The following is a 25,202-nucleotide window of genomic DNA, read 5'->3' on the forward strand; positions in this document are numbered from 1 at the left end:
ATGAAAAAAATACTTTTCATTTTTTTTATTTTTTTCTCTTCACTGTATGCTAATATAAACACCTGCCCAACCGAAGTTACCAAAATAGTAAATGCCCAAAAAGATGGATATATTGATGATATTACTATTAACGGAAGGGAATTCGATTCTTTAGATGAGGAGGAAATAGTTTTCTATCCGGAAGATCTCGAAGACGGAAAAGTCGTAATAAGGGGTATTTTGGAAAGCAACTCAAAAGATGTTCCGGTTAGTAAATTGCGTGTTGCCGTATCTGTTGACGGGGGGAAAAGCTGGCATATAGCAAAAGGTAATGAAGAGTGGGAATGGAGTTTTGAGCCGGAAATCGGAAAAGCTTACAGGCTCTCTTTAAAAGTGGTAAGGGTTGTTAAAAAAGAGATACCAAAACTTGATATTAAGCCCGTGTTTATTACTTCCGTAAAACCGGACAGGATTCTAAAAAACAGCAAAACCGAAATAATTATAAAAGGAACGAATTTTACAAACAATCTTAAATTTTCACTTGAATCTGAAAAAATAAAAATAACCTCTGTTGAATTTATCGCTAAAGACACAATCAAGCTTAAGTTAAACGTTCCGGAAAAAACGGATGTTGATGTATCGGCGATTCTGTTTAAACCCCCTGAAAGTTCAGAGTGGTTTAAAAGCAACGCACACGTTTGGTTTGTGGGTCCTATAAAAATCCCTAAAAACATAAAGCTTCAATGTGAAAGTGAAAAAAAAGAAGAAAAAATCGTAACTATAGCTTTGGAACCGCAATCACTTGAAAAGTATGTAACCAGTATAGAAGATACCGGAACAAGCCAAAAAATTCATTCCGGGATAATGAGGGGTGCAATTCCGTTTTTAGATGATCAGCTTAAGCTTAAATGGTCGGCTGGTTACAATATCGAGCCTGCATACTATATCGTTTCTTTTTATACGGTGGATAAAAAAAGAATAAAATCATTTATAATACAATCGAATGACAGCAGAGGTTCTTTAAAACTAACACCTGCACAGCTGTATGAATTATACAAACATATCCCAGCTAATTTTACACCTGAAAATGATGAAAATAAAAATCCGGAAAAATACAAACTCGGTTATTATGTAAAAAACTATCCTGGTGCAAGGTTTCTTTTTTGGAAGGTTGAAGCTTTCAAACATATAAAAGGCTGCAAAAAAATTGCAATAGTAAAAATAGGCGAATCGAAATTTGAAGTCTTAAGAATGGGAAAAGCACCTACAGGGACAGTTTGTGATGAAAGGAACAAACTGCTGAGCGTCACCAAGATAAAAGGAAGCAACAGCGAAAATTTCTATCCCGGGGACACGCTTGAACTATACGGTAAATTCAGTCTGGAAAACTCACCTTGGAGCCCGAAAGATTTGGTCGTGGACTGGGGGGACGGGACATATGATATTATTGATTTGCACGAATATGACAGAGATTCGGCAATTTCCTGTGAACATATCGGCGGGGAAAACAGCTTAAGCTGTAATATTACCAACAGCGGAATAAATCAAATTATCAGTCTAAAAAAAGAGCATACCTACACAGAAGCGGGAAGATTTAAAATCAGGGTATATGTATTGCCTGTTGAAGAGCTTGGCAAAGCATCCCAAATTGCAAAAAGAAACAGACAAAACGACGAAGCTTCGCTGTTAAACAGATTTTATTATTATGCCAAAGCCGGTAATGTGAAAAGCGACGCTTTTGAACAGTTTAAAGTATCTTCTGTAAATAAAATCGAAAAAATGCAAACGGCGAGTGACAGGATTTTTGAAGTATATTGCAACCCTTTGGATGTTTATATAGTAAAAGACCCTGACGCAAACGGACCGTTGAAACTTACTTCTTTAAAAATAGACCATTTCTCTTCAGATGAAAAAAACGAAAAAGGCTTAAAATTAAAAACTTTTAACGCCGCTTCGCTATTAAATAAAGATAAAACCCCTCACACATCCGTCACACCTTGTAGTAAAGCGTTTTTTGCAGTGGCTAAATTGCGTTATCACGGCAAAGGGGTGGTAAGAATTTCCTGGTTTGTGGACGGGGTAAAAGTTCAAATGCAGGATTTCGAACTGGGACCTACGCCTAACAGAGACAATTTAAATTATAACGATCCGAAATCATGGAGTAAACCAATCGATGAGATTTTAAGCATAATGTCTCCAAAACTGCCTGTAAAAGAGATCAAAAAACATAACATATCTGTAAAAGCCGAAGTCCTAAAAAAACAGACACAGAAAATGATGGATTATTCCGTAATGGGTATTTATAACATACTAGAAAACGGCAAAAATAAGGAAAAAGCGCTTATAGCAAACGCCTATTATGATGTTAAAAAACAAAATGGAAATAAACCATGCGTGTTTTTATATCCAGTGAAAAACAATAAATATTTAATGGTATTTGATTTGAGAAATCTCAAAAAAAGCGACAATACATACAGCGGTGAGGGTAAAGTTCTGTTTCGTCTGGCAAACTCTTATAACGGGGTTAGTGAATACTATTTGTCGATACAATTTGAAAACTGGGAAGTAGATAAAAACCTTGTGGTCAAAAAAGGCAGCCTTTCAATAAACAATTCATTACCAGTAACCACAAGTGCGGGTATAAAACTCACCATAAAAAAATTCAGTGCCTATTTAAACGGAAAAATAGAAATCAAAGCCGACTATGCTCTAAGCGACAACTCTTTATATAGCGCAAAAAACAATAAACCCGTAATATGGAAGGATTTATCATCAATAGTTTCTTACGACGGGGATATATATATCAAAGATCTGTCATTACCTATAACAAGAATAGGCTGGAGCCTGTTTAATATCTCATCACAAAAAGTTGACATAGACTTAAGCCATAAAGAAGGAAAAGGCGGTGATCTCGGAGTAGCCGACAGAAAATGGGTTGGAATTAACATTAAAGAAGGAAAACTTTATCCTTATACGTTTAATTTGGCCAATGAGCTTTCTTTGCCTATTGGGCATTGGGTTATAAACGGCAGCGGGCTTAATGGTAAATTTAATCAAAAAGAGCCTTTTTCACATGTTTTAGGTGAAGGGAAAATAGGCTGGGATGCAATAAGTGTTGAGGTGAAAGGCAGTAATTTAGAAGCGAAATACAAAAACTTTTATATTGATATGCCTTGGCCTAAAGTTAGATTAAAAGGCGGAGATGTAACATTAAACTATAAAGTTTCAAGCAAGAAAGAAACGGAAGTTGAAATAAACCTTCAAAGCAGTGAAAAACCGGTCGAAAAATACGGCGCTTTGGAGCTTAGAATTAAAAAAATAAAAGGTTTTGCAAAAGTTGATAAAGAAATGGGAATGTTTGCCGATGCCACGCTGATTTTTTATGACAGGGACAGAAAGCAGAAAATACCGGTTGATATAAACGATATGTTTTTCAGTATGTTTGAAACAGTGGGATTCGGTAAAAACAATGCGTCATTCATTCAGATATCGCTTAAAAATCAGACAATCAATTTAGGTGGGGCTGTTTTAAACGTGGAAAAAGTTCTTTTAAAATCGTATCACAAACACGGAAGTGCAAAAAAATTAGATGCCGATTTCAACGCGTTTTTAACACTTGAAAAATGGAGCCAGACTTCCACACACATTACTTATGCTTTGAGTAAAAAAGGATCATTGCTTGCCGATGAACTTAAAGTGGCTAGATTCAAACCTGTTACAAGAAGTTATCCTCTAAGCAAACCTATGAATAAAAGCACGCTTAAAGATTTGAATTATATAACAAGGTCTAATTCAAAAGCACGCTATGCGTTTTACACCTCTCCTTTAGGTCCTAAAAGCGATGTTTCGCTGTATCCTCATTTAGCAGGTGTGAGTGTGAATATGACGGGTGATGAATGCGGTGCCATGGAGAGCGACACATTCAGCGCGCATGTAAATACAAGTTATTTTCCGGGTGCTCCCGCTGTTGAAGGGACTTTTAGATACGGAACGCTTGAAGGAAAAAGTTACTGGCTTATATATACTAAGCTTGATAATGCCCATATACCAATTTTCCCGAGTGTATTTTTGTATATGATAAAAGGCGGTGCCTGTTATCACTTTGATCCAGATGACCTGGTTAAAGGATCCGGTTGTAATTCAAAACCGAGTATGAGTCATGGGCTTGGTCTTGCTTTTGGAGCCGGTGTAATGGTCGGGGATGAAAATTTATTAAAAGTTCAAAGCACACTTGTAATTAATAAATCGGAAAACAAAGTAGGTTTTTACGATATAAAAGGAACACTGTTTAAAAAAGTGGATATTAAACAGGGGAAAATGGAATATGTGTATAAAAGCCATTTCCAAAGCACAATAGGTGCTCAAGTTTCATTTCCTAATAATTCAAATCCGGTATTAACCGCAGATGCCACAGGAGGTGAAAACGGAAAAGTTGATTTATATCTCGGAAACACATATTATCTGCATGTAGGAACGGAAGATGATCCTCTAACCTGTAAAATGCTCATGTTCAGGGGTGATGGGTATTTTATGGCCGGAACTGATATAAAAGGCGTTAAAGCCGGTTTTCATTCTTATTACGGATTTAGTAGTGTAGGTGACAAATCTTGTGAAAAATCAAGGGCAAACTGCGCTTCAATAGGTGTAGATACAAGAGTAAATTATCAAATGTATTATGACCCTTTTTCTTTTTTATTGTATGCCAATGAGAATTATCATGCAAAAGCCTGTATAAATTTTGGTAAACCATTAGGAAAACATTGTGTTGGCGTAGGAGCTTTGGGTTATTTTAAATTGGGATGTTGCAATCCTATAATAGCTTTGGGTGGTGCGGAAATAGATTTTCCTTCACCTTTTCCGAATGTAGGGGTAGATATTGGTTTGAAACCAGCGTTTTTTAAAGTCAATATTCATTGGTAAAGGGCAATTATGAAAAAAATAAATAAAATATTTGTGATACTTTTTTTAGTGAATTTTCTTTTTGCAACTTCTTCCATTCCTGAAAAATACCGCACATTAAATGTGGTTTCTGATGGAAAAGGAACATTGAGATTCAGATGGTATGTTCCCCCAAGATACTGGTCTGAAAAAGGATGGGTTTTATTGTGTGATAATAAAGAAGTTAAAAAAATAGCCTTTTCTAAAAAAATGATTTATTTCATCAAACTTTTAAAGAATTCAAAAATGGATCAAAAAAACCAAAATGCATTAAACATAGAACTTTTTAAAATTTTTATGGACTTTGATTTGGCTGTTAAGGACGGATTGGCAGCAATGTTGAATGTGAAAAAAATCGGTAAATGTGAGTATATTTTAAAAGTAAAGGGGTCAAGAGATATTATAATAAAAAGTAAGCCGATTGATGCTTATAAAGCAACTCCTTTACCCACAAAACCTGTTCATTTAACGGCTAAAAACACTAAAAAAGGAATTTCTCTTTTTTGGAATCCTCCTAAAAATAAAGAGAATGCCCCTTTTGCATATAAAATTTACAGAAAAAAACCAGACAACACATGGAGGCTTTTAACTAAACCTTTTTTGGTTACAGGTATAAAATGGGATAAAAAAAGAGCCTTATACACAGATGTGTATGCACCCTTAGAAAAAAAAGTAACATATAAAGTGGAAGGGATTGATATCTTTAATAGAATTTCCAAGCCGGCTTTTATATCAATTTATCATCCGGATAAAAAGGCTTTAATACCACCTTCCGAGTTGAAAGCAATTCCTATTAACAAAGGTGTGAAGTTAACCTGGAAACCATCTGTTAATCCACTGGTATACGGATATATTATAGAAAGGGGAGAGTGGGCGGAAGGATTTTTTACTTTACTTACGAAAGAGCCTTTAACAAGAAATGTTTCTGCTTATGTAGATAAAACGGCTAAAGAAGGGGTAAGTTATATTTACAGAATAAGAAGCGTAAATTTAAAAGGTAAAATCGGAAAACCCTCAAACTTGGCAAATGTGGTTGTTTCATCGGATAAAACACCTCAAAAAGCGGGTTATTTAAAAGCAAAAGTGTATCCTAACATGGTAAAACTCACATGGCAAAAAGTTAAAGGAGATATATTAGGATATATAATAGAAAAAAAATATGAAGGGTATGAAAAATGGGTGGCGTTAAACGATATACCTGTTAAAGATAATTATTATGATGATATATTTGCTTATAATGCGGCCGGAGCAGTATTTTACAGATTAATTAGCATAAATATGAGCGGTAATAAATCCGAGCCTTCAAAAGCCGTTCAAGTAAAGCTGCCGGGGCATTTACCTGTATATGCGCCGGATATAAACAAAATAACTTTTAAAAAAGGTAAAATAATTATAGATTTTGAAGTTTCAAATACAGGACAAAAACCCAATAAGATTATTGTTTACAGGGGATTAATTGATGATGTAAAAGGTAAACCGGTAGCCGAAGTTAATCCGAAAGAAAAAAGTTTTTTTGACACTGATATTTTATATGGAAAAACATATTGGTATGCCCTTCAGGCGGTTTCAAAAACTAAAGAAAAAAGTAAATTAAGTCAAAAATATTTAGTAAAAACATATAGGTATGAAATACCAATTCCCCCAAAACCAAAACTTACATATTTTAACAAGCCTTTTAAATATGTAAAAATTGAATTTAATCCGCCTGTTAAAAATTTAGGAATAACCATTTATTCCAAAGAAAAAAATCAATCAATATGGTTAAAAAAAGCATCTAATGTAAAAGGAAATTTTTTTATTGATACAGACATACCATCAAAAGGGGAAATCAGTTATAAGATAGTTTATAATACGCCTTCATTGATGGAAGGGCAGGCTTCTCAAAGCACGAACATCGTTATAAAATAATTAATAATAAACCGCTTTATTCCTTCCAGTCTTTTTGGCTACATATAACGCCTTATCAGCATTTATTAATGCATGTTGAATGTTTTCTTCGTTTTGGCTATTTATAATATAAATTCCCAAACTTACGGTAATTTTTATTATATTATTTTCAAAAATAATTTGCATATTTCTTATTTCATTTAGAATTTTATTTGAAATAACATCAATGTCTTTTTCTGCAATATCATATAATAAAATTACAAACTCTTCACCGCCGATTCTTGCAAAAAGATCATTTTCCCTAATAATTTGTTTAATTTTTGAAACGAATTCTTTTAAAACTAAATCACCAGCTTTATGTCCGTAAGTATCATTAATTGTTTTGAAATGATCAATATCTAACATAATAATCGTGAGATTTTTGTCTTCTCTTTTTGCTTGCATTAAAAGTTTTTGTGCTATTTTAAAAAATGCTCTTCTGTTAAATATTTGTGTTAATTCGTCTATTAAAGCCAATTGTTCAAGTCTTTTGCTTTTTTCTAAATTTTCCTGTGCATATTTATCTAATTGGATTGAAATTAAAAATCCCAGAATAGAAAAAGCAATTAAACTCATAATTAACGTCATAAAAGAAAATGTATCAATCGCATATAAATTGAATATTTTAATAACAAATAAACTAATGAGTCCATATAAAGATATAATAATTGCGATTTTTCTGTTTGTAGCAATATAAGCTGTAAGTATTGTAAAATCTATCCACACAGGTAAAAATATATTGTATTTTGCTACGACAGTCTGTAAAGATATGAATGTAACAATTACGAAATAAGTAATAATCTGGATAGTGTAAAGTTTCTCTTTAAATTTTATTAAAGCAATATACATAATTATTAAAAAAAACAATAATGTAGTTGTATTAAAAGTTGCTAAAGTAGGTCTTGGAATAATATTTAAAAGTCTTAAAACAAAAAAAACAAATGCAATGATAATAGCTAAAAACAGACTTATTTTAGTTACATTGTATTTAAATTCATCTAAACCAATAATTTTATTATCCATATAAATATTATAGCAAAATTGGAAAATATTAAAAGTGACAGACACTGATTAGAAGAAGATAAGTGGCGGAGAGGGCGGGATTCGAACCCGCGGAGGCCTTGCGACCTCAACGGCTTTCAAGGCCGCCGGTTTCAACCACTCACCCACCTCTCCATTTTAAAACTTAAGCTTAAGTTTTTTTAAGTGGATGGTGCCCGGGGCCGGACTCGAACCGGCACGGGAAAAGCTCCCGAGGGATTTTAAGTCCCTTGCGTCTACCAATTCCGCCACCCGGGCTTTGTGAAGTGAAAGTTTATCAAATAAATCTTAAAATAAGCTTAAAATGGAGGCGCCACCCGGATTCGAACCGGGGATCAGGGCTTTGCAGGCCCCTGCCTTAGCCACTTGGCTATGGCGCCATAGTAAATTTAAAGCTTTAAATTTACTGGAGCGGGCTACGGGATTCGAACCCGCGACCTCCACCTTGGCAAGGTGGCGCTCTAGCCAGCTGAGCTAAGCCCGCATTTAAGGACTAAAATTATATAAAAAAACTAAATAAAATGCAATAGTTTTAATCTTAAAAGAATAAAAAAGAGAGGAAAAAGAATATAAAATATGTTTATTATAATTTAGGACCGGCTTTTTCGTATTCTACACCTTCTGGGACGTCTTCGTATCTTTTGAAATTTTCAACAAACATACTTGCAAGTTTTTTAAGTTGATTATCATATGCGTCCTTATCTTCCCAAGTGTTTCTCGGATTTAATACTTCTGTATTTACTCCAGGAAGTTCTTTTGGGATTTGGAGTTCAAATACAGGGAGTGTTTCAAATTCTGCATCGTTAATACTCCCGTCAAGAATTGCGTTAATACACGCTCTAGTGTCTTTAATACTCATTCTATGCCCAACACCATATGGTCCACCTGTCCAACCGGTATTTACAAGATAAACATTTACTTCATGTTTGTCAATTTTTTCACCTAAAAGTTTTGCATAAACTGTTGGATGAAGAGGTAAGAAAGGTTCACCAAAACATGCACTAAATGTAGCAACGGGCTCAGTAATTCCTCTCTCAGTTCCTGCAACTTTAGCAGTGTATCCGCTTAAGAAATAATACATTGCCTGCTCTTTAGTAAGTTTTGAAACAGGTGGTAACACTCCAAATGCATCTGCACTTAAAAATATTATATTTTTAGGATGTCCTCCCTGAAGTGTGCATTCATGATTTTCAATATGTTCAATAGGATATGAAACTCTTGTGTTTTCCGTTTTGCTTCCGTCAGTATAATCAACTTCGCCATTGTCTTTAATTACAACATTTTCAAGTAAAGCGCCTCTTTTTATTGCTCCGTAAATTTCAGGTTCGCTGTCTTTATCAAGATTGATTACTTTTGCGTAACATCCACCCTCGAAGTTAAATACTCCCTTATCATCCCATCCGTGTTCGTCATCACCTATAAGTTTTCTTTTTGGATCAGTTGATAAAGTTGTTTTACCTGTTCCGGAAAGTCCGAAAAATAATGCAACATCACCTTTTTCCCCAACATTTGCAGAGCAGTGCATAGAAAGTTTACCTTCAAGTGGCAGCCAATAATTCATCATAGTAAATATACCTTTTTTCATTTCGCCGCCATACATTGTTCCGCTCATTACCGCTAAGTTTTCTTCTATATTAAAAGCTACAAAAATATCACTATTAAGACCTTCTTTTTCCCATTCAGGATATCTTGCTTTTCCTGCAACTAAGAAAGTAAAATCAGGTTTAAAGCTTTTAAGTTCTTCTTCTGTTGGTAATATAAACATATTCATAACAAAATGAGCTTGCCATGCTATTGGTGTAACAAATCTTATACCTCTTCTACTTTCTTTAGAAGCACCAACAAAAACGTCAACAACATATAATTCATCTTTTTTTGAAAGTTCTTCTTTAGTGAAAGCTTCAAGTTTTTTGAAAGTATCAAGAGAGATTGGTTGATTTATATCACCCCATGCTATGTATTGATCACTTGGATGTTGTTTAACAAAATATTTATCTTTGGGACTTCTACCCGTAAACTCGCCAGTATCAACAGCCGTAGCACCGCTTGCAGTTAACTCTACTTCACCTTTTTTAAGCGTGTCTTCAATGATTTTATCATAACTTGGATTGTGTATTATCTTGTTTGCTTTAATACCAATCTTGTCCAATTCTTTTATCATAAAGTTCTCCTAATAAATGTGGTTGTATGGAATAAAATTATAGCAAAAAAATAGCAACACAAATAGTTGAAAGTGAAATTAATTTGTAAGAAGAGTAATGTAGTAAGAAAAAAGGGGAAGATTATAAATCTTCTTCAATCCCCGTTTTTTTAAGAGTGAATTCTACGAATTTATATGCAACGATGATTAAAATCGGCCACATAAAGAATAGAATCAGTCCCCAAGTTGTATTAATATGTTGTGCTTCTGGTGTAATACCATTTGGCAATAGTTTCTCAGAAGCGAAAAGGAAGCTTCCAAGAAATAGTGTTATTAATGCTAAAAATTTTCTCATATCCACTCCTTAATATGCATGGTCGTCTGTTAAGATTTCTTCTTTTGTAATAGGACCAGCTTTTTTCATTTGATACCAAACATACATAATGTATCCTAAAACAAAAGGAACAGCAACACTAACCCATGCCATAACCATTAGTGTATATTTTGAACCTGATGCGTTTTGAATTGTTAAGCTGCTTTGTAAGTCAGCATAGCTTGGATAAAACGCAGTTCCGTTTAAACCAGCTAATGTAAATACGATAATTCCGATAAGAACTGTTCCTAAACCTGCAGCCCAGATACCTTTTCTTGAACTACCGAATCCGCTTTGGAATACACCAAGAACGAATAGAACAACACCTACTAAAAATACGATTAACTGAATAGCACCGAATGCTAATAGGTTTTGTAAATATTTCCCTGCAACTAATGAAACAGTTCCTTTTGGATCATGAATGTCGTATGCATAACCTTTTAAGGTAATTAGTCCGTAAAGAACGATTACTAAAGCTACAAGTAATACAACAAAACATCTTTTAATTACTGCTCTAAGTCTTGCTACTACATCAGCAAAGTCAGTTTCATCTAAGTCGTTAATTAACCATAAAGCTCCAAGAATTCTAGCTACCGCGAATACTAAAACACCCATAGCTAGGTTGAACCATGCACCATGTCCAAAATCAATTGCAGCTTCAAGACCTCTTAGATTAAATCCATCTTTAGCAGTTCCCCACTCAAGAATTCTTGTTGCAGGATCATATGTAAAGTTTGAACCTGTAAAGAATGTTCCAACTGCCGCACCGATTAAAACGATACCTACAACCCCATTGAAATATAAGAAAAATTTGTATGCACCTTTTCCGATAAGGTTACCAGTTCTGTTCATATATTCATAAGATACCGCTTGAAGAACGAATGCGAAAAGAATTAACATCCATACCCAATAAGCCCCACCGAATGATACAGAATAAAATAGTGGGAATGCTGCGTATAATGCACCACCAAACATTACTAATGTTGTAAATGTAAGTTCCCATTTTCTACCAAGAGAGTTTAATATACCTCTCTCTTCTGTTTCATTTTGTGCAACATGGAATAGTGTTTGTCCACCTTGAACAAATGTCATGAATAAGAATAGTCCTCCTAGAACCGCAACAATTATCCACCAATAAACTTGTAGATAAAAATGTGTTGCGTCCACTGTAATTGGTGCCCAAGTCATTAGTGCGCTCCTTTTGGTCCGTTTTTAACGACCGTAAATAGGATTTTAAGCTCTGCAATACCAAGGATTACGAAAGCTGTTAAGAATAAGAAAAATGTTGCTTGAACATTTTGCAGTGCAATTGGTGTTACTGATTCGCTTGTTGGTAACACACCAAATACAGTCCAAGGTTGTCTTCCGATTTCTGCAGTCATCCATCCGAAACTTGTTCCAATCCATGGAAGTGGAACAGATAGAACTGCAAGTTTTTGAACAAGAGTATTGTTTTCGAAAGTTCCTTTTAAAATTGATACATAAGCTAAGATGAATAATAAAATGAACCAGAATCCAAGTGCAACCATGATATGGAATGAATAGAATACAGGTGCAACTGGTGGATATAATTTAGTAGGATCTGTTAAGTATCCATAACCCATTAAGTCTGCTCTTGTAACTTTTACTCCATTTACATCTGCTACAACTTTATAGAATTCAGCTTTTGCTGCTTCCATTCCTGCTTTATCATTATTAGCTTTTGCTTGATGGTAAGCTTTAAGTGCTTCAATAGCTTTTGCACCTTCTTCATGAAGTTTATCAAATGACCAAATACCATATTCAGGATTTCCGTTTACTAAGTCTTTTAGACCAGGAACAAATGCGTTTGCATCTCTTTTTCCAAGTAACGATAACATACTTGGTAATTCAATTTTGAATGCGAATGCTTCATCATTGCTGTTAGTATTTCTTGGATCAACTGTTTTAGGAATACCAATAGCTACGATAGGTGCACCTTTTTCACCAACAATTAAACCTTCAGCTGCTGCAATTTTAGTAGGTTGCGTATTTGCAACTTCATAAGCGTGCTCGTCACCTATTACAGCTGTAAAGATTGAAGCTACTAAACCGAAAGCTGCTGCAACTGTTGCAGATTTTTTCGCGAAATCTTTATGTTTTCCTCTAAGTAAATATAGAGATGAAATACCTAAAACAAATACGGCTGCAAGAGTATATGCACTACTTACAACGTGTAAGAATTTTACCTGTGCAACAGGCTGTGTAATCATTGAAAAGAAGTTTGTCATTTCAAGTCTTGCATTGTCAATGTTGTATTTATAGAATTCACTACTTGGATGTTGCATAAATCCGTTTGCAATAAGAATCCAAAGTGCTGAAAGGTTTGAACCAATAGCAAGTAACCATGATGATGTTAAGTGAACACCTTTGCTAACTCTTTTCCATCCGAAGAATGCGATAGCCGCAAATGTTGCTTCAAGGAAGAATGCAACAATACCTTCAACTGCTAATGGTGCTCCAAATAAGTCACCAACAACCCATGAGTATGTAGACCAGTTAGTCCCGAACTCAAATTCGTGAATAATACCTGTAGATAGACCGATTGCGAAGTTAATACCGAAAATTAACTGCCAAAATTGTGTAATTTCTTTCCATTCAGCTTTTCCAGTTTTTACGTAAATCGTTTCAAAAAATGCTACGATAAACGACATACCAAGTGTAAATGGCACGAAGAAAAAGTGGAAAAGTGCTGTCATAGCAAACTGGGCTCTCGCCCACTCAAGCATGCTGTAATCTACCATGCTATTCCTCCTTTTTTTGTTTGTCGGTCGTGACTTTTGTCAAGTGGTTTAAATAAAGTGCTTTTTGTGCTTCTTCCCCTTTTACTTTTGAACTAATTGTAGGGAAGAAAAACACTTTTAAAACCACAAAAATCACCACCAACTTAATAATGATAATCAGCCAAAGTTTTTGACCGACGCTTGACATGTTTTTAAAACCGTCAATGTAAAAAAACAGAATGCGTTTAATCATAAGCCCTCCTTCGAGGCTACGGAAATTATATATCAAAAAAATGGGGGTGTCAATAAATTTTAATCTATATTTAATAGAAAAATAGTCTTTTTATACATATGAACATTCATTTGTTTTAATTTATGTAAGATTTTTGTCAGAAAGCCCTAAAAAAGGGCAATTTAAGAGAAAGATATCTTTTATTCTGATACAGAAACTTCTTTAACTTCACTTTCCCATAAACCATGTTTTGTGCAATAAGCCATCGCAGTAAGTTTAAGTTTACTAGAAGTAGGAACAATATAAAAATCAACTTCAACATGGTCTTTTTGATTTCCAAGAGTTCCAGGTGTAAATGTAGCCTGTCCAAGTAGAGTTTCTCCATTCCATAATTGAACATATGCAATGTAATGATCAAAATCATCTGGATGTGAGTATTCGTTACCAACTTTTACTTTTACTTTGAATTTTTCACCTTTTTTTGCAGTGTCTTCACAATGAATAAATGGTGAGTGTCTGTCGATATAATCTTTTTTTGCTTCTTTATCGATTTGAGAAATGTCTTGATATCTGTTAATTTTTGGCATTTTTGCCTCCTTTTGTTAAAATTTTTAGGTATTATAACAGAAAAAATTAAAAAAGACAAATTTTATCTTTTTACTTAAATACTTAATTGATAAAAAATATTAAAAAGGTAGTAATGAAAAAAATTGAAATTTTTACGGATGGAAGCTCTCTTGGAAATCCGGGTCCGGGCGGATGGTGCGCAATTTTAAGGTATAAAGGACATGAAAAAATATTAAAAGGCGGTGAAGAACATACAACTAATAACAGAATGGAACTTATAGCGGTAATAGAAGCCCTTAAGGCTCTTAAAGAACCTTGTAAAATTGAGTTGTATTCCGATTCTACTTATGTTCTAAAAGGAATTAATGAATGGTTGGAAGGGTGGGTTAAAAAAAATTTTAAAAATGTAAAAAACCCGGATTTATGGAGAGAGTTTATTAATATAAGTAAACCGCACAAAATAAATGTAAATTGGGTAAAAGGACATTCCGGGCATAAGGAAAATGAAATTTGTGATAAAATTGCAAAAGAGGAAGCGAATAAAAGGAAAAAATAATGCTTATTTCTCAAGAAGAGATTAAAAAATATCTATCACAAGTCCCACCTTTGCCTAAAAGCGCTGCAAAAGCTCTTAAATATTTAAAAGAGGGTGATTTAAGAAAAGCAGCAATGGAAGCTGAAAATGACTTGGTTTTAAAAAAACAGATAGAACATGTTGTAAACTCTGCTTATTTTTCACTTCCTAATAAAGTAGAAGATACGGTTCAGTTATTTACGATGATAGGGCTTGAAATGGCAAAAAGCCTTGTTTATAGTTATATAGTTTCCCTTCTTGAGCCAAAAGAGTGGAATATTTTTAATATAAATTTCAAAGATTTTCAGGCGCAATTTTTAGCTGTTTATGAAGAATACATGATTTTAGAATTTGGAAAAGAGAAATATAAAAAATATCCGGAAATTGGTGCAATTATTCCTGTTGCGGTATGTGTATGCGATATGCTTTTGGGCGATAAAAAAAGAGAAGTTGAATTAATAACAGAATCAGCACCATTAGAACTTGGAACTTTACTTAAGCGTATGACAGGTATGACACTTTTTGAAATAGCCGCAGAAATTGCTAAAATTTGGGAGTTAGAAGACGAAAAATGTGAAATTATAAAAAAAAGCGAGTGTATAGATTGTAAAAATCCTATAAGCGCATTGACACATTTTCTATTTTTTTACCTGGTAAGCAAACCTCAGTTTATGGATTTAAATTCATTGATTGAATTTAATCCAGAATGTATGGATTTGATACCAAAAACAACACAAAGGATAATGAATGCAGATCAGTGAACTCGAAAAGAGCTTGGGGTATCAGTTTAAGAATAAAAAATTGATAACCGAGGCTCTCACTCACAGAAGTTATAAAAAAGAGGTAAATAACGAAAGATTAGAATTTTTAGGTGATGCTGTAATGGATTTAATAGTTGGTGAATATCTTTTTCATCTTTTTCCTAAAGCGGAGGAAGGTATTTTATCTAAGTTAAGAGCCGCACTTGTTAATGAAGACTCTTTTACAAGACTTGCAAAAAGACTTAATCTTGGTAAATATTTATATCTTTCACCTGCTGAGGAAAACAATAACGGAAGGGAAAAGCCATCAATTCTTTCTAGTGCCTTTGAGGCTGTAATAGGTGCAATATATTTAGAATCGGGATTTGAAAAAGCAAAAGAAGTGGCACTGAAACTTTTAAAAGAAGAGTTTCCGATAATAACACCTGAAGAATTGCTTAAAGATTATAAAACTACACTTCAGGAAATAACACAAGCTCATTTTGGGGTGGTTCCGGAATACAGACTAATAAGTGCAAGTGGTCCCGATCATAAAAAAGAGTTTGAAATAGGTGTATTTATACAAGACAAAGAATACGCAAGAGCAAAAGGTAAAAGCAAAAAAACGGCACAGCAAGAAGGTGCAAGACTTACTATAGAGATGTTGAAAAAAGAACTTAATTTATAAGTTGAGAAGTTGTGAAGTTGGTAAGTTGTGAAGTAGAAAAAAGATGACAAACGGCAAAAAAGGAAGATAATGTTCAATAGTTTTGGTGAAATATTTAGATTTACTACATTTGGAGAATCGCATGGAAAAGCTATCGGGGTTGTCATTGACGGAGTTCCAGCGGGGCTTGATTTTGACGAAAAATTTTTACAAAGCGAGCTTGATAGAAGAAAACCCGGAAAAAACAGATTTGCCACACAAAGAAAAGAAAGCGATAGGGCAGAAGTGTTAAGTGGTGTTTTTGAGGGGAAAACAACAGGAACACCTATAGCAATAGTGATTTTTAACAAAGACCAAAAAAGCAAGGACTATTCAAATATAAAGGATATTTTCCGTCCAGGACATGCTGACTTTACATACTTTCATAAATACGGAATTAGAGATTACAGGGGAGGTGGCAGAAGTTCCGCCCGTGAAACCGCCGCAAGGGTTGCAGCGGGTGCAGTTGCAAAAATGCTTTTAAAAGAGCTGAATATTGATATTAAAGCCGGTGTTATTGAAATTGGTGGGGTAAGAGCAGAAAAAGAAAACTACGAATATGCAAAAAAATCACCTCTTTTTGCCCTTGATGAAAAAGCCGAACAGAAATGGATAGATCTTATTGATGAAAAAAGAAGCGAGCATAACTCTTTAGGCGGTATAGTGAAACTTAAAATAGATCATTTACCGGTTGGTTTAGGTGAGCCGATTTATTATAAGCTTGATAATGTTTTGGCAAGTGCTATGGTGAGTATAAACGCCGTAAAAGGTATATATATAGGTAACAGAAAAGCACATGAGCTTACAGGATATGAAAATAATGATGAAATTACAAAAGAAGGCTTTTTAAGTAACAATTCAGGGGGAATACTCGGTGGTATAAGTAACGGAGAGAGCGTTGAAGCTGAAATATATTTTAAACCAACACCTTCTATTTTTAAAAAGCAAAAATCAATTGACATTTACGGCAACGAGGTGGAAGTTGATCTAAAAGGAAGACACGATCCGATTGTGGCTGTTAGGGGAAGTGTTGTAGTAGAAGCAATGGCTGCGTGTGTAATTGCGGATATGTTAATGCTTAATATGACAAGAAGAATAGATTATATTAAAAAGATTTATCAATAAATATGTATTGCAAGCCATATGGCCGTTTTTTTGGTTTTTATTAAAGTGTGCGGTGTGTTTGCCGGAATAAAAAGCCAGTCGCCTGCTTTTAGTTTTTTAATTTCCCCGTTTATTTCTATTTTGGCACATCCTTTTAAAAGCACGACAAATTCATCTTCTTTTTGGCAAAAAGTTTGAGGGGTTTTTAGGGTGTTTGAGATTATTTTTTTTATTTCTACGTTTTTATGTTTTAGTAGAATTTCAAAAGTTTCACTATCAATACTTGGTAAATTCTCTATTTCAAATAAATTGGACTTTTCATTTTTCATTTTACGCTTTTTACTTTCTTCGCTTTTTCCCAAAACTTTTTAAGAGCCCTTTTCTCTTTCCATCCTATTTTATAGTAAATAATATTATCAAGGTAATCTTTGGCTTCTTTGGTTGAAATACCGGTTTTTTTGGCATATTTTTTAAGAACGCTATAAGGAATTTTCTGTTTTTGGTTTAAAAATTTATGTATCAATTTTTTATATTTTTCATGATTTTTGTTTGTGCAAAACAGAGCGAATACAAAAGGTAATTTATAATGTTCATACCATAGTTCGGCTAAATCTATGCAGTGTTTTTCTTTAAATGCTTTGTCACCAATTACAACTTTACCTTTTGTTTTCAAAATTTTAGCTAAAACATTCGATGTCGCTGATTCATAATCTTCTCCTTCCCCCGGACATACCAAAACAGTTTTAACTTTTTTGTTTGCAGCGATTCCAGCATTTAAACATTTTCTGTTTTTGGCTTTGATAGAAGATATAAATGCAGCGTCTATTAAACCTTTTTCAAACCATACATTTACTTTTGATGGATATGATTTCTTTATTTTTATGCCATTTTTTTTTAAAAATTGATAAAATGGCAAAAGGTTTAAATAATCAATATGACCTATAAGCATATCAGCCTTTTTTGGATATTATTTTATCATATAAATCGAAGTTGATATGTCAAAATAAGGAGTTTTTATGGTGAAAGTCGAATTTTTAGGACCGATTAATAAAGAAAATATGGAGATAGATGTAAGTAGTTTAAAGGAATTAAAAGAAGTTTTATCGGAAGATGAAACTTTAAAAGATTGGCTGGAAAATTCAGCTGTTGCAGTTAATGATAAGCTTGTGGCTTCTCTTGACGTGAAACTAAATGATGGTGATAGAGTGGCAATACTTCCACCTGTTTGTGGAGGTTAATAAAGCCGTCAAGTTCCAGGTTCCAAGTTTAAAGTTGTAAGAAATATTGTAAGGAGATGTTATGTTAGAAGTTTTTAAAGGCGGAGTTCCGGTTATACCAACTCTTGAAAGGTGGTATGAGGAGTTTAAGCTTGAAGGATATGGTGCAATGATTCCGTTTATCGGTATAGTAAGACCTGATAACGGAATTGAGGGGTTAAGTTTTGATTTATACCTTCCTATGCTTAATGAGTGGTTTAAAAAGTGGCAAAATTTAGATGACTGCAAAATAACAATGGCGCATAGTTTTGGTGATGTAATGGTTGGTGAAACCAGCTTTTTATGTGCAATTTTTACAAAACACAGACGAGAAGGCTTTAAATACTTAGAAGAGTTTGTAGAAGATTTTAAGGCAAACGCGCCTATTTGGAAATATGATTTAATTAACGGGAAAAGAGTGTTTGCAAAAGACAGGGCAAAAGAGCTTCCTGGAGCTGGGATATTAAGTGAAAAGTGAAAATTAAGGAGAAATAATGGCGCATATTAGTTTTGACGAATCTATAAAAATTTTAAATGAAAATCTTCCGAGCGTAAAAGCAAGTGAGAGGCTTTTTTTGGAAAATGCCTTAAATAGAGTGTTAGCCGAAGATATTAAAGCAAAATACGATAATCCGTATATGCCTACCGCTTCAATGGACGGATATGCCATACGATATGAAGATATAGATAAAGAAATCAGAATAATAGGAAGAAATCCCGCAGGTAGTTTTGAATATGATAAAATCAATGATGGTGAAGCGGTTAAAACATATACAGGAAGTTTTATGCCACAAAATAGCGATACACTTGTGCCTATTGAAAATGTTGAAGTTGATGGGGATAAATTGATAATTAAAGAAAAAGTTGAAAGAGGTTTTTCAGTAAGACCGGTTGGCGAAGATTTTAAAAAAGGCGAAACTCTTCTTAAAAAAGGCACACTGATTAAGGCCGGTGAAATAGGTGTATTGGCTTCACTTGGAATTCCGGTTGTGGATGTCGTTAAAAAACCGGTAATATCAGTCCTTGCTACGGGTGAAGAAGTAGTCGATTTAGATGAAGAATATAAAATGGGACAGATTAGAAGCTCAAACAATTACACTCTTACCGCACTTGGTAAAAGTTTGGGATATGAAACCCATAATTTGGGAATTGCAGGTGATAATAAAGTAACTATAAAAAATAAAATAACTTCCGCTCTTTTAAACAGCAATATTGTTGTAACAACCGGTGGGGTTAGTGTAGGGGATTTTGATTTTGTAAAAGAGATTACCGGTGAATTTGAAGTTCTTTTTCATGGCGTAAATATAAAACCTGGACAATGGATTATGATAGCCCGCGCAGGGGAGAAATATATTGTTTCTCTTCCGGGATTTCCTTATAGCAGTTTTGTTACGTTTTTATTGTATGTAGTGCCTATTGCGGATGCTTTTGAAAATAAAAAATCTTTGAAAATAATTGAAGCAAAGCTCAGAGACGATTTTATTAAAAAGTTTAAAAAAACCCAGTTTGTGGCTGTAAATATTAATTTTGAAAATGGGGAATATATAGTTGATACTAGAGGGAAAAAACAGGGCAGTAGCGGAATATTAACAAATTTAATAAACAACAATGCTTTAATGATGCTCGATGAAGGGCTGTATTCTTTAAATGCAGGCGAGAAAGTAAAAGTTTTGGTTTATTAGATATAATTTTGAAAAAAGGAGAATTAATGAAAAAATTAATTTTAAGTTTATTTGCGGCATGCGGATTATTTGCAGGTAATTTTGCAAATTTACAAATCACAAATGATACTATTATGATTGAGGGACAGGCTAAAGTTACTTACGAACAGCCTTTTTATGTAAGAGGTGGGTATCTAATCCATTCAGATAAATCAAACTTTTTTTATGCAGGTGTAAAAAGTGAAGGTCAGGCTATTGGCATTGATATTCCTGTGAAATTTTCATTGTTTGTTGATTTCGTTCATACTTCAAAAAACTCTGCATTACCTGTAGGGTTGGGTGCTTCAGGATATATTCAGCAATTTTCGATTCCTGTGTTTGTTAGGGGAGAGTTTGAATATGCACCAAAAATTTTAAGTTTTGATGAGGCGGATAAATATATGAAATTTAAAGTTGAAACCGGAACACAATTTATAGAGAATGGAGAAGTTTTTATTGGCTATAGAGATATAAGGTTTGATCATAATTATGATAGCAGTTTGTATGTAGGTGTAGGCTTTACATTTTAATTTAGTTATTATGGCTCAATTTACTTGACATTTTTTAGATTAAATTATATAATTATAAAAAACTTAAGGAGAGGGAAATGTCAAGAGTAGTTGGATTTAAAAAAATTGAAGCTGTTTTTAAAAAAGCGGCAAGTTTAGAACTAGATAAATCGAAAGCTGACAGAATTATCGATATTGTAGAAAAAAAATTTCATGATTTATTATTAGTGGCAGTGGAGAAAACCGGATTTAACGGAAGAGATATTATTATGCCTGCGGATATGCCGTTAACAAAAGGTTTTGAAGAAAGTATCAGAGAGTTTAAAAAACTTGAAGAAGAAGTAGACCTTAAAGATGTGCTTTTATATTTGGAACAGATTCCGCCTTTGAAATATCCTATTTCAAAAGAACTTGAAGAGATGCTGCCTGAATATATAGGTGCATTAATGCTTATTGTGGCTAGAGTATTAAAACATGTAGGGGCTGATAAAAAACCAAGTGTTGAAGATATAGAAAGAACAAGCAAGATTTTAGACCTGACTTTATAATCAGGTCTTTTTTAATTTCTTAAATAATTCTAAAAGTGACAAATACTAGTTATTGAATTGAGAATTGAGAATAATTTGGTGTCAGGCACTTTTAAATTTATGGTAAATTATATTGCTTTGATTATGCTTTTAGTATAATTTCATTAAAAAGGCTGATAATGGATATTAAAACCCCTGCATATGTTATTGAAGAAAATCTGCTTGAAAAAAACCTCAAAGTTTTAGATAAGGTTCAAAAAGAAGCTAATTGTAAAATCTTGGTAGCTTTAAAGGGTTATGCTACATGGTCCACTTTTGACTTGCTTGAAAAATATTTAGCAGGAGCTACTGCGAGCGGTCTTTGGGAAGCGAAACTCGCTAATATGAAACCTTGGGAAGTGCATACTTACTGCCCTGCTTTCAAAGAAGATGAGATTGATGAGGTTGCAGATATTTCGCATACGGTTGTATTTAATAGTTTTAACCAGCTTGAAAGATTTGAAAATAGAGTGAAATCTAAGTCTTTAATAGGTCTTAGAGTAAATCCGGGTGTTTCAAGTTCGCCCGTGCCTTTATACGATCCATGCGCGCCGTTTAGCCGTCTTGGAATTCCAAAAGCGAATTTCAGGGCAGATAAGCTTGGGAATGTAAGCGGACTTCACTTTCATGCGCTTTGCGAGCAGCTTGACGATGCACTTGAGAGAACGCTTGAAGGATTTGAAAAGCTGTATGGGGAATATCTTAAAGATATGGAATGGGTAAATTTCGGCGGCGGACATCATATTACAAGAGAAGGGTATAATGTAGATAATTTAATTAAAATGATTAAAGAATTTAGAAACAGATATCCTAATATCAAAGACGTATATCTTGAACCTGGCGAAGCGGTGGGGCTTAATGCTGGTTATCTTGTAGCTGAAGTGCTTGATATTATAGATAACGGGATGAAAATAGCCATACTTGACACATCTGCAGAAGCTCATATGCCGGATGTCCTTGCAATGCCTTACAGACCCGTGGTAAGAGGTGCTGGGGAACCGAATGAGAAAAAATACACTTACAGACTCGGCGGGGTTACATGTCTGGCAGGTGATGTAATAGGGGATTATAGCTTTGATAAACCTTTGGAAATAGGTGATAAGATTATATTTGAAGATATGGCGATTTATACAATGGTTAAAAATACCGCATTCAATGGAATTAAACTCCCGGATATTATTATAAAAAGAAAAGACGGCTCAATATACAAGGCAAGAGAATTTCATTATGAGGATTTTAAAAATCGTTTAAGTTAAATTCCTCACTAAATTTTTTTACTTTTTCAAAAGGCAGGGCAGGTGAAAAGTAATATCCCTGGATATAATCAACATCCATAAATTTTAAGCTGTTTAATTGAAATTTGTTTTCAACCCCTTCTGCTACGACTTTTATATTTAAATCTTTACATAAATGCACGGTGTTTTGACAAACCAAAAAACCTTTTTTTGTCTCTATTTCATCAATAAGCGTTTTATCAAGTTTTAGTTCATCAAATTTATGCTTAATTAATGTTTCTAAAGAAGAATATCCCACTCCAAAATCGTCTATTGATATTAAATAATTGTTTTCAACTAGCCTGTTGATATTTTCTTTAGCTCTTTCATCTATAAAACTTCTTTCTATTATTTCAAATATAATATTTTCTTCTTTAAACATACCGATAATTTTATTTATTGCATCAGTGCTTTTCAATGTGTCTGGATGCAGGTTTATGCTTATTTGTGGGAAAAAATGTTCTTTTTGCCATTGTAAAAGATCTTTTTTAATCTGTTTACAAACCCAAATATCGATAATAGGTGCCAAACCAGATTTTTCTATAATATCCAAAAAGAAAGGCCCTCTTATTTGTCCGTTATCGTTATATCTAATCAAAGCTTCAAATTTTTGTGCTTTATTGTTTTTTATATCAATTTTTGGCTGGTAATAAATCATTAAATTATCTTGGTTTAAATCATTTATAAGTTCATTTAATTTTGTATTTGCTTCTATTAGTTCTTGGTTTGCCAAAAATGCTTTAATGTCTTTTTTAGCCCTTAATTCATCTGTAATTTCAAGGTTATTTTGTAATATGTGTTTTTTTCTCTCTAACGATTGAATTTCAAAATATTTTTTAATGAAATAAGAATAAACAAGCGTATCGATTGTGATTAAAACTACCTGAAAAAGTGGAACTACCAAAGAATTGGTTTTCAAATAACCATCAACAAATACTGGCGTTGACCATATTACATTATAAGTTGTAAAATGTAATGGCACTGCATTAATGAATATGTAAGCTAAAATTAAATTTAATATAGGCAAAAAAACAAAAGGTATAAATAAAAATCTATTAAATACAATTATTAAAAATATTATAATATCGTTTATATTGAAAATAACAAAAGGCGAAGATATTTTAGCGATGGTTTTTACCGTTTCATTTTTAGCATATAATAATAGAGCAATTAATAAACTAAGTCCTATTCCGGCACCGCCTATATTGATAAATATTCTGTGAAACTCTCCGTATGTTAAATTTGGTAACATCTGTTTAAATAATATCTCTTTTCCAAAAAGGGCACTGACCATATGTTCTCCATGAATTCCCACAAACCAGAATAATTGAACTAAAATGTCTCTAATGGCTAATATAATAATATTAGGTAAATCAAGAGATAAAGGATTGAATTTATCAATAACAATATCCATTATTGCATCTATGGAAATATAAATAGTCATTGTTGCAAAATAAGCCGCGAAAAATACAAAAATATAATTAAAGAATCTATAAATATGATAATTTCCGTCAGATATATTTATATGTAAACTTAATTTAGGGTAAAAGAGTTTCAAAAAGTATGTTCCAAAAATCGGTGCAAATATAGTTGCAATAGTAAACCCATAAGGTAAAATTAATGGAAATTCAGGATTTTCATAAATTGTAATCGATAAAAATAGAATAATTGATAAAAAAATAGCTATTATTTCTGATATTTTAATTCTTTTGGCTATAAAAAAAGCAATTGAAATTGTAGCAATTACTGATGTAAAAGAAGTTACTACTTTTGTAAAGTCATCTAATATATTGCGAGGAATGAAATTTAAATGAAAATAATCCATAAATATTTTTAGTAATAATAAAAAAGCTGTAAAAATTATAAAAGGAATAACTGCTACAAATGCTTCTTGCAAAGTAATTATAAATGCTACTATTCTTTTATTTAAAAGAAATTTCAAATGTTAAACCTTTAAAATTTTTTTGAATTATATCAAATGTTGCAAGTGCAATATTTAAAATTAAAACTAATACATATCGTATCTTAAAAAACTGATATTTAAATGATTTTTAAAAATTTTAAGATTTTTCCGTTTTTAGTGTAAAAAACGCAATTGTTACCAAAATCCACCCTATAAAAAATAAAAATGCGCCAATAATAACTATATATAAAATACCTCCCCAGAAAAAGAAATTTGCGGCTGTATTAAATAATTTTTCGTTTGTAACAACTCCAATAGCGGAAAAAACTTTTTTATACATTATTCCCAATACGATTTGAATTGCAACAATAAAGATGAATAAAAGAATTGTTCCTATTCCGAATGCTGCCATAGCCGTATTTTCATCCGTTAATGATGCAGCTATTCCGATAGTGGCGCCAGTAATGAATATAGTCATTACATAACTTAATAGACTTATAATTAATGCGATAAGCCAGTTTTTAAAGATATTTTCTTCTTTATTTTTGTCTGAAAGTTTTTTTATTGCAATTGTCAAAAGTATAAGTCCGGCAATTGCAAATAAAAATCCCAAATATGGAATCCATGTAAAAAATAGACAAACTGACCCAATTCCACCCAGCAATTTTATGGATTTTAGGTCATCGCTATTTAATATATCCGTAACTGCAGAAATATCGGGCATGTTTAAATGTTTGGATTTTAACAATATGACTTCGTTTGCAAATTCGCCGTTTTCAATAAAATCTACAATGTCACCTTTTGAAGGTTTTTCTTCTGATTTCCATTCGCTTAAAGTGAATTTATATCTTTTTCCCTCATCAGTAAGTATTATTCCTTCAGTTTCAGTGATATGAATAATTTCCCCCTTCATTTTTTCTCCTTTTTTTTATT

General features: G+C 33.1%; 23 protein-coding genes and 4 tRNA genes. 12 read left to right on the top strand and 15 right to left on the bottom strand.

Annotation, left to right across the window (positions count from 1 at the left end):
* Both ACYQ19_RS08260 and ACYQ19_RS08265 read left to right on the top strand, forming a co-directional pair.
* Entirely contained in the window at positions 1-4,899 is a 4,899-nt protein-coding gene (locus ACYQ19_RS08260) for an IPT/TIG domain-containing protein (RefSeq protein ID WP_459978953.1), read from the top strand.
* Positions 4,900-4,908: 9 nt separating this feature from the next.
* Positions 4,909-6,825 carry a fibronectin type III domain-containing protein gene (locus ACYQ19_RS08265; RefSeq protein ID WP_459978954.1) on the top strand — a complete coding sequence of 639 codons (1,917 nt, stop codon included), beginning with the start codon at positions 4,909-4,911 and terminating at the stop codon, positions 6,823-6,825.
* Here ACYQ19_RS08265 and ACYQ19_RS08270 read toward each other — a convergent pair whose 3' ends face one another.
* The 11 genes from ACYQ19_RS08270 to ACYQ19_RS08320 form a co-directional block, all read right to left on the bottom strand.
* Positions 6,826-7,866, bottom strand: a complete 1,041-nt coding sequence (locus tag ACYQ19_RS08270) for a GGDEF domain-containing protein (RefSeq protein ID WP_459978955.1) — start codon at positions 7,864-7,866, stop codon at positions 6,826-6,828.
* 63 nt (positions 7,867-7,929) lie between these two features.
* Positions 7,930-8,019: transfer RNA gene (locus ACYQ19_RS08275), tRNA-Ser, on the bottom strand.
* A 35-nt stretch (positions 8,020-8,054) separates the two neighbouring features.
* Positions 8,055-8,142: transfer RNA gene (locus ACYQ19_RS08280), tRNA-Leu, on the bottom strand.
* A gap of 47 nt (positions 8,143-8,189) precedes the next feature.
* Positions 8,190-8,264 (bottom strand) — tRNA-Cys (locus ACYQ19_RS08285).
* Between the two features lie 27 nt (positions 8,265-8,291).
* Positions 8,292-8,368, bottom strand: a tRNA-Gly gene (locus ACYQ19_RS08290).
* A gap of 99 nt (positions 8,369-8,467) precedes the next feature.
* Positions 8,468-10,045 carry a phosphoenolpyruvate carboxykinase (ATP) gene (pckA, locus tag ACYQ19_RS08295; RefSeq protein WP_459978956.1) on the bottom strand — a complete coding sequence of 526 codons (1,578 nt, stop codon included), beginning with the start codon at positions 10,043-10,045 and terminating at the stop codon, positions 8,468-8,470.
* Positions 10,046-10,166: 121 nt separating this feature from the next.
* The gene (locus ACYQ19_RS08300; RefSeq protein ID WP_459978957.1) at positions 10,167-10,379 is read right to left on the bottom strand and encodes a hypothetical protein; all 213 of its coding nucleotides are present in this window, start codon (positions 10,377-10,379) and stop codon (positions 10,167-10,169) included.
* A 9-nt stretch (positions 10,380-10,388) separates the two neighbouring features.
* On the bottom strand, positions 10,389-11,585 hold the full coding sequence (locus ACYQ19_RS08305) for a cytochrome d ubiquinol oxidase subunit II (RefSeq protein ID WP_459978958.1): 1,197 nt from the start codon (positions 11,583-11,585) through the stop codon (positions 10,389-10,391).
* Positions 11,585-13,159, bottom strand: a complete 1,575-nt coding sequence (locus ACYQ19_RS08310) for a cytochrome ubiquinol oxidase subunit I (protein ID WP_459978959.1) — start codon at positions 13,157-13,159, stop codon at positions 11,585-11,587. Before ACYQ19_RS08310 ends, ACYQ19_RS08305 begins: the two co-directional genes overlap by 1 nt.
* Before the next feature lies 1 nt (position 13,160).
* Positions 13,161-13,391: a DUF4492 domain-containing protein gene (locus ACYQ19_RS08315; RefSeq protein WP_459978960.1), complete on the bottom strand. Its 231-nt coding sequence runs from the start codon at positions 13,389-13,391 to the stop codon at positions 13,161-13,163.
* 179 nt (positions 13,392-13,570) lie between these two features.
* Entirely contained in the window at positions 13,571-13,957 is a 387-nt protein-coding gene (locus ACYQ19_RS08320; RefSeq protein WP_459978961.1) for a class II SORL domain-containing protein, read from the bottom strand.
* A 113-nt stretch (positions 13,958-14,070) separates the two neighbouring features.
* Between ACYQ19_RS08320 and rnhA the strand changes: the two genes are divergently transcribed.
* The 4 genes from rnhA to aroC all read left to right on the top strand — a co-directional run bounded on the left by rnhA (position 14,071) and on the right by aroC (position 17,082).
* Positions 14,071-14,493, top strand: a complete 423-nt coding sequence (rnhA, locus tag ACYQ19_RS08325; protein WP_459978962.1) for a ribonuclease HI — start codon at positions 14,071-14,073, stop codon at positions 14,491-14,493.
* On the top strand, positions 14,493-15,272 hold the full coding sequence (locus tag ACYQ19_RS08330; protein ID WP_459978963.1) for an HDOD domain-containing protein: 780 nt from the start codon (positions 14,493-14,495) through the stop codon (positions 15,270-15,272). The genes rnhA and ACYQ19_RS08330 overlap by 1 nt, the downstream gene beginning before the upstream one ends.
* Complete coding sequence (gene rnc / locus ACYQ19_RS08335) at positions 15,259-15,939, top strand: ribonuclease III (protein ID WP_459978964.1); 681 nt, start codon at positions 15,259-15,261, stop codon at positions 15,937-15,939. Before ACYQ19_RS08330 ends, rnc begins: the two co-directional genes overlap by 14 nt.
* Positions 15,940-16,008: 69 nt before the next feature.
* A complete protein-coding gene (gene aroC / locus ACYQ19_RS08340) occupies positions 16,009-17,082 on the top strand; it encodes a chorismate synthase (protein ID WP_459978965.1) in 1,074 nt (357 codons plus the stop codon).
* Here aroC and ACYQ19_RS08345 read toward each other — a convergent pair.
* Together ACYQ19_RS08345 and ACYQ19_RS08350 are read right to left on the bottom strand one after the other, a co-directional pair.
* Positions 17,076-17,390 (bottom strand): cupin domain-containing protein, encoded by a 315-nt coding sequence (locus ACYQ19_RS08345; protein ID WP_459978966.1) that lies wholly within the window; start codon positions 17,388-17,390, stop codon positions 17,076-17,078. The two genes, aroC and ACYQ19_RS08345, sit on opposite strands and share 7 nt — an antisense overlap.
* Entirely contained in the window at positions 17,387-18,010 is a 624-nt protein-coding gene (locus tag ACYQ19_RS08350; RefSeq protein ID WP_459978967.1) for an MqnA/MqnD/SBP family protein, read from the bottom strand. Before ACYQ19_RS08350 ends, ACYQ19_RS08345 begins: the two co-directional genes overlap by 4 nt.
* Positions 18,011-18,077: 67 nt before the next feature.
* Between ACYQ19_RS08350 and ACYQ19_RS08355 the strand changes: the two genes are divergently transcribed.
* The 6 genes from ACYQ19_RS08355 to nspC all read left to right on the top strand — a co-directional run bounded on the left by ACYQ19_RS08355 (position 18,078) and on the right by nspC (position 22,348).
* Positions 18,078-18,299: a MoaD/ThiS family protein gene (locus tag ACYQ19_RS08355; protein ID WP_459978968.1), complete on the top strand. Its 222-nt coding sequence runs from the start codon at positions 18,078-18,080 to the stop codon at positions 18,297-18,299.
* A gap of 61 nt (positions 18,300-18,360) precedes the next feature.
* Positions 18,361-18,795 carry a molybdopterin synthase catalytic subunit gene (locus tag ACYQ19_RS08360; protein WP_459978969.1) on the top strand — a complete coding sequence of 145 codons (435 nt, stop codon included), beginning with the start codon at positions 18,361-18,363 and terminating at the stop codon, positions 18,793-18,795.
* A gap of 16 nt (positions 18,796-18,811) precedes the next feature.
* Complete coding sequence (locus ACYQ19_RS08365) at positions 18,812-19,999, top strand: molybdopterin molybdotransferase MoeA (RefSeq protein ID WP_459978970.1); 1,188 nt, start codon at positions 18,812-18,814, stop codon at positions 19,997-19,999.
* Between the two features lie 26 nt (positions 20,000-20,025).
* The gene (locus ACYQ19_RS08370) at positions 20,026-20,547 is read left to right on the top strand and encodes a hypothetical protein (RefSeq protein WP_459978971.1); all 522 of its coding nucleotides are present in this window, start codon (positions 20,026-20,028) and stop codon (positions 20,545-20,547) included.
* Between the two features lie 77 nt (positions 20,548-20,624).
* Positions 20,625-21,074, top strand: a complete 450-nt coding sequence (locus ACYQ19_RS08375; protein WP_459978972.1) for a DUF1931 family protein — start codon at positions 20,625-20,627, stop codon at positions 21,072-21,074.
* A 158-nt stretch (positions 21,075-21,232) separates the two neighbouring features.
* Positions 21,233-22,348, top strand: a complete 1,116-nt coding sequence (gene nspC, locus ACYQ19_RS08380) for a carboxynorspermidine decarboxylase (protein ID WP_459978973.1) — start codon at positions 21,233-21,235, stop codon at positions 22,346-22,348.
* On the opposite strand, the gene ACYQ19_RS08385 is transcribed toward nspC, so the two are convergent.
* Together ACYQ19_RS08385 and ACYQ19_RS08390 are read right to left on the bottom strand one after the other, a co-directional pair.
* A complete protein-coding gene (locus ACYQ19_RS08385) occupies positions 22,329-24,308 on the bottom strand; it encodes an EAL domain-containing protein (protein WP_459978974.1) in 1,980 nt (659 codons plus the stop codon). The two genes, nspC and ACYQ19_RS08385, sit on opposite strands and share 20 nt — an antisense overlap.
* 118 nt (positions 24,309-24,426) lie before the next feature.
* A complete protein-coding gene (locus ACYQ19_RS08390) occupies positions 24,427-25,182 on the bottom strand; it encodes a DUF996 domain-containing protein (RefSeq protein ID WP_459978975.1) in 756 nt (251 codons plus the stop codon).
* Between the last annotated feature and the right edge of the window lie 20 nt (positions 25,183-25,202).

This window comes from Nautilia lithotrophica (assembly GCF_054656815.1).

Bases quoted from the DNA above. Each gene is read 5' to 3' on its own strand.
- ACYQ19_RS08345 (WP_459978966.1), bottom strand. From the start codon at position 17,390: ATGAAAAATGAAAAGTCCAATTTATTTGAAATAGAGAATTTACCAAGT.
- ACYQ19_RS08375 (WP_459978972.1), top strand. From the start codon at position 20,625: ATGTCAAGAGTAGTTGGATTTAAAAAAATTGAAGCTGTTTTTAAAAAA.
- ACYQ19_RS08355 (WP_459978968.1), top strand. From the start codon at position 18,078: ATGGTGAAAGTCGAATTTTTAGGACCGATTAATAAAGAAAATATGGAG.
- rnc (WP_459978964.1), top strand. From the start codon at position 15,259: ATGCAGATCAGTGAACTCGAAAAGAGCTTGGGGTATCAGTTTAAGAAT.
- rnhA (WP_459978962.1), top strand. From the start codon at position 14,071: ATGAAAAAAATTGAAATTTTTACGGATGGAAGCTCTCTTGGAAATCCG.
- ACYQ19_RS08270 (WP_459978955.1), bottom strand. From the start codon at position 7,866: ATGGATAATAAAATTATTGGTTTAGATGAATTTAAATACAATGTAACT.
- ACYQ19_RS08350 (WP_459978967.1), bottom strand. From the start codon at position 18,010: ATGCTTATAGGTCATATTGATTATTTAAACCTTTTGCCATTTTATCAA.
- ACYQ19_RS08365 (WP_459978970.1), top strand. From the start codon at position 18,812: ATGGCGCATATTAGTTTTGACGAATCTATAAAAATTTTAAATGAAAAT.
- nspC (WP_459978973.1), top strand. From the start codon at position 21,233: ATGGATATTAAAACCCCTGCATATGTTATTGAAGAAAATCTGCTTGAA.
- ACYQ19_RS08305 (WP_459978958.1), bottom strand. From the start codon at position 11,585: ATGACTTGGGCACCAATTACAGTGGACGCAACACATTTTTATCTACAA.
- ACYQ19_RS08310 (WP_459978959.1), bottom strand. From the start codon at position 13,159: ATGGTAGATTACAGCATGCTTGAGTGGGCGAGAGCCCAGTTTGCTATG.
- ACYQ19_RS08370 (WP_459978971.1), top strand. From the start codon at position 20,026: ATGAAAAAATTAATTTTAAGTTTATTTGCGGCATGCGGATTATTTGCA.
- aroC (WP_459978965.1), top strand. From the start codon at position 16,009: ATGTTCAATAGTTTTGGTGAAATATTTAGATTTACTACATTTGGAGAA.
- ACYQ19_RS08300 (WP_459978957.1), bottom strand. From the start codon at position 10,379: ATGAGAAAATTTTTAGCATTAATAACACTATTTCTTGGAAGCTTCCTT.
- ACYQ19_RS08320 (WP_459978961.1), bottom strand. From the start codon at position 13,957: ATGCCAAAAATTAACAGATATCAAGACATTTCTCAAATCGATAAAGAA.
- pckA (WP_459978956.1), bottom strand. From the start codon at position 10,045: ATGATAAAAGAATTGGACAAGATTGGTATTAAAGCAAACAAGATAATA.
- ACYQ19_RS08330 (WP_459978963.1), top strand. From the start codon at position 14,493: ATGCTTATTTCTCAAGAAGAGATTAAAAAATATCTATCACAAGTCCCA.
- ACYQ19_RS08315 (WP_459978960.1), bottom strand. From the start codon at position 13,391: ATGATTAAACGCATTCTGTTTTTTTACATTGACGGTTTTAAAAACATG.
- ACYQ19_RS08260 (WP_459978953.1), top strand. From the start codon at position 1: ATGAAAAAAATACTTTTCATTTTTTTTATTTTTTTCTCTTCACTGTAT.
- ACYQ19_RS08265 (WP_459978954.1), top strand. From the start codon at position 4,909: ATGAAAAAAATAAATAAAATATTTGTGATACTTTTTTTAGTGAATTTT.
- ACYQ19_RS08390 (WP_459978975.1), bottom strand. From the start codon at position 25,182: ATGAAGGGGGAAATTATTCATATCACTGAAACTGAAGGAATAATACTT.
- ACYQ19_RS08360 (WP_459978969.1), top strand. From the start codon at position 18,361: ATGTTAGAAGTTTTTAAAGGCGGAGTTCCGGTTATACCAACTCTTGAA.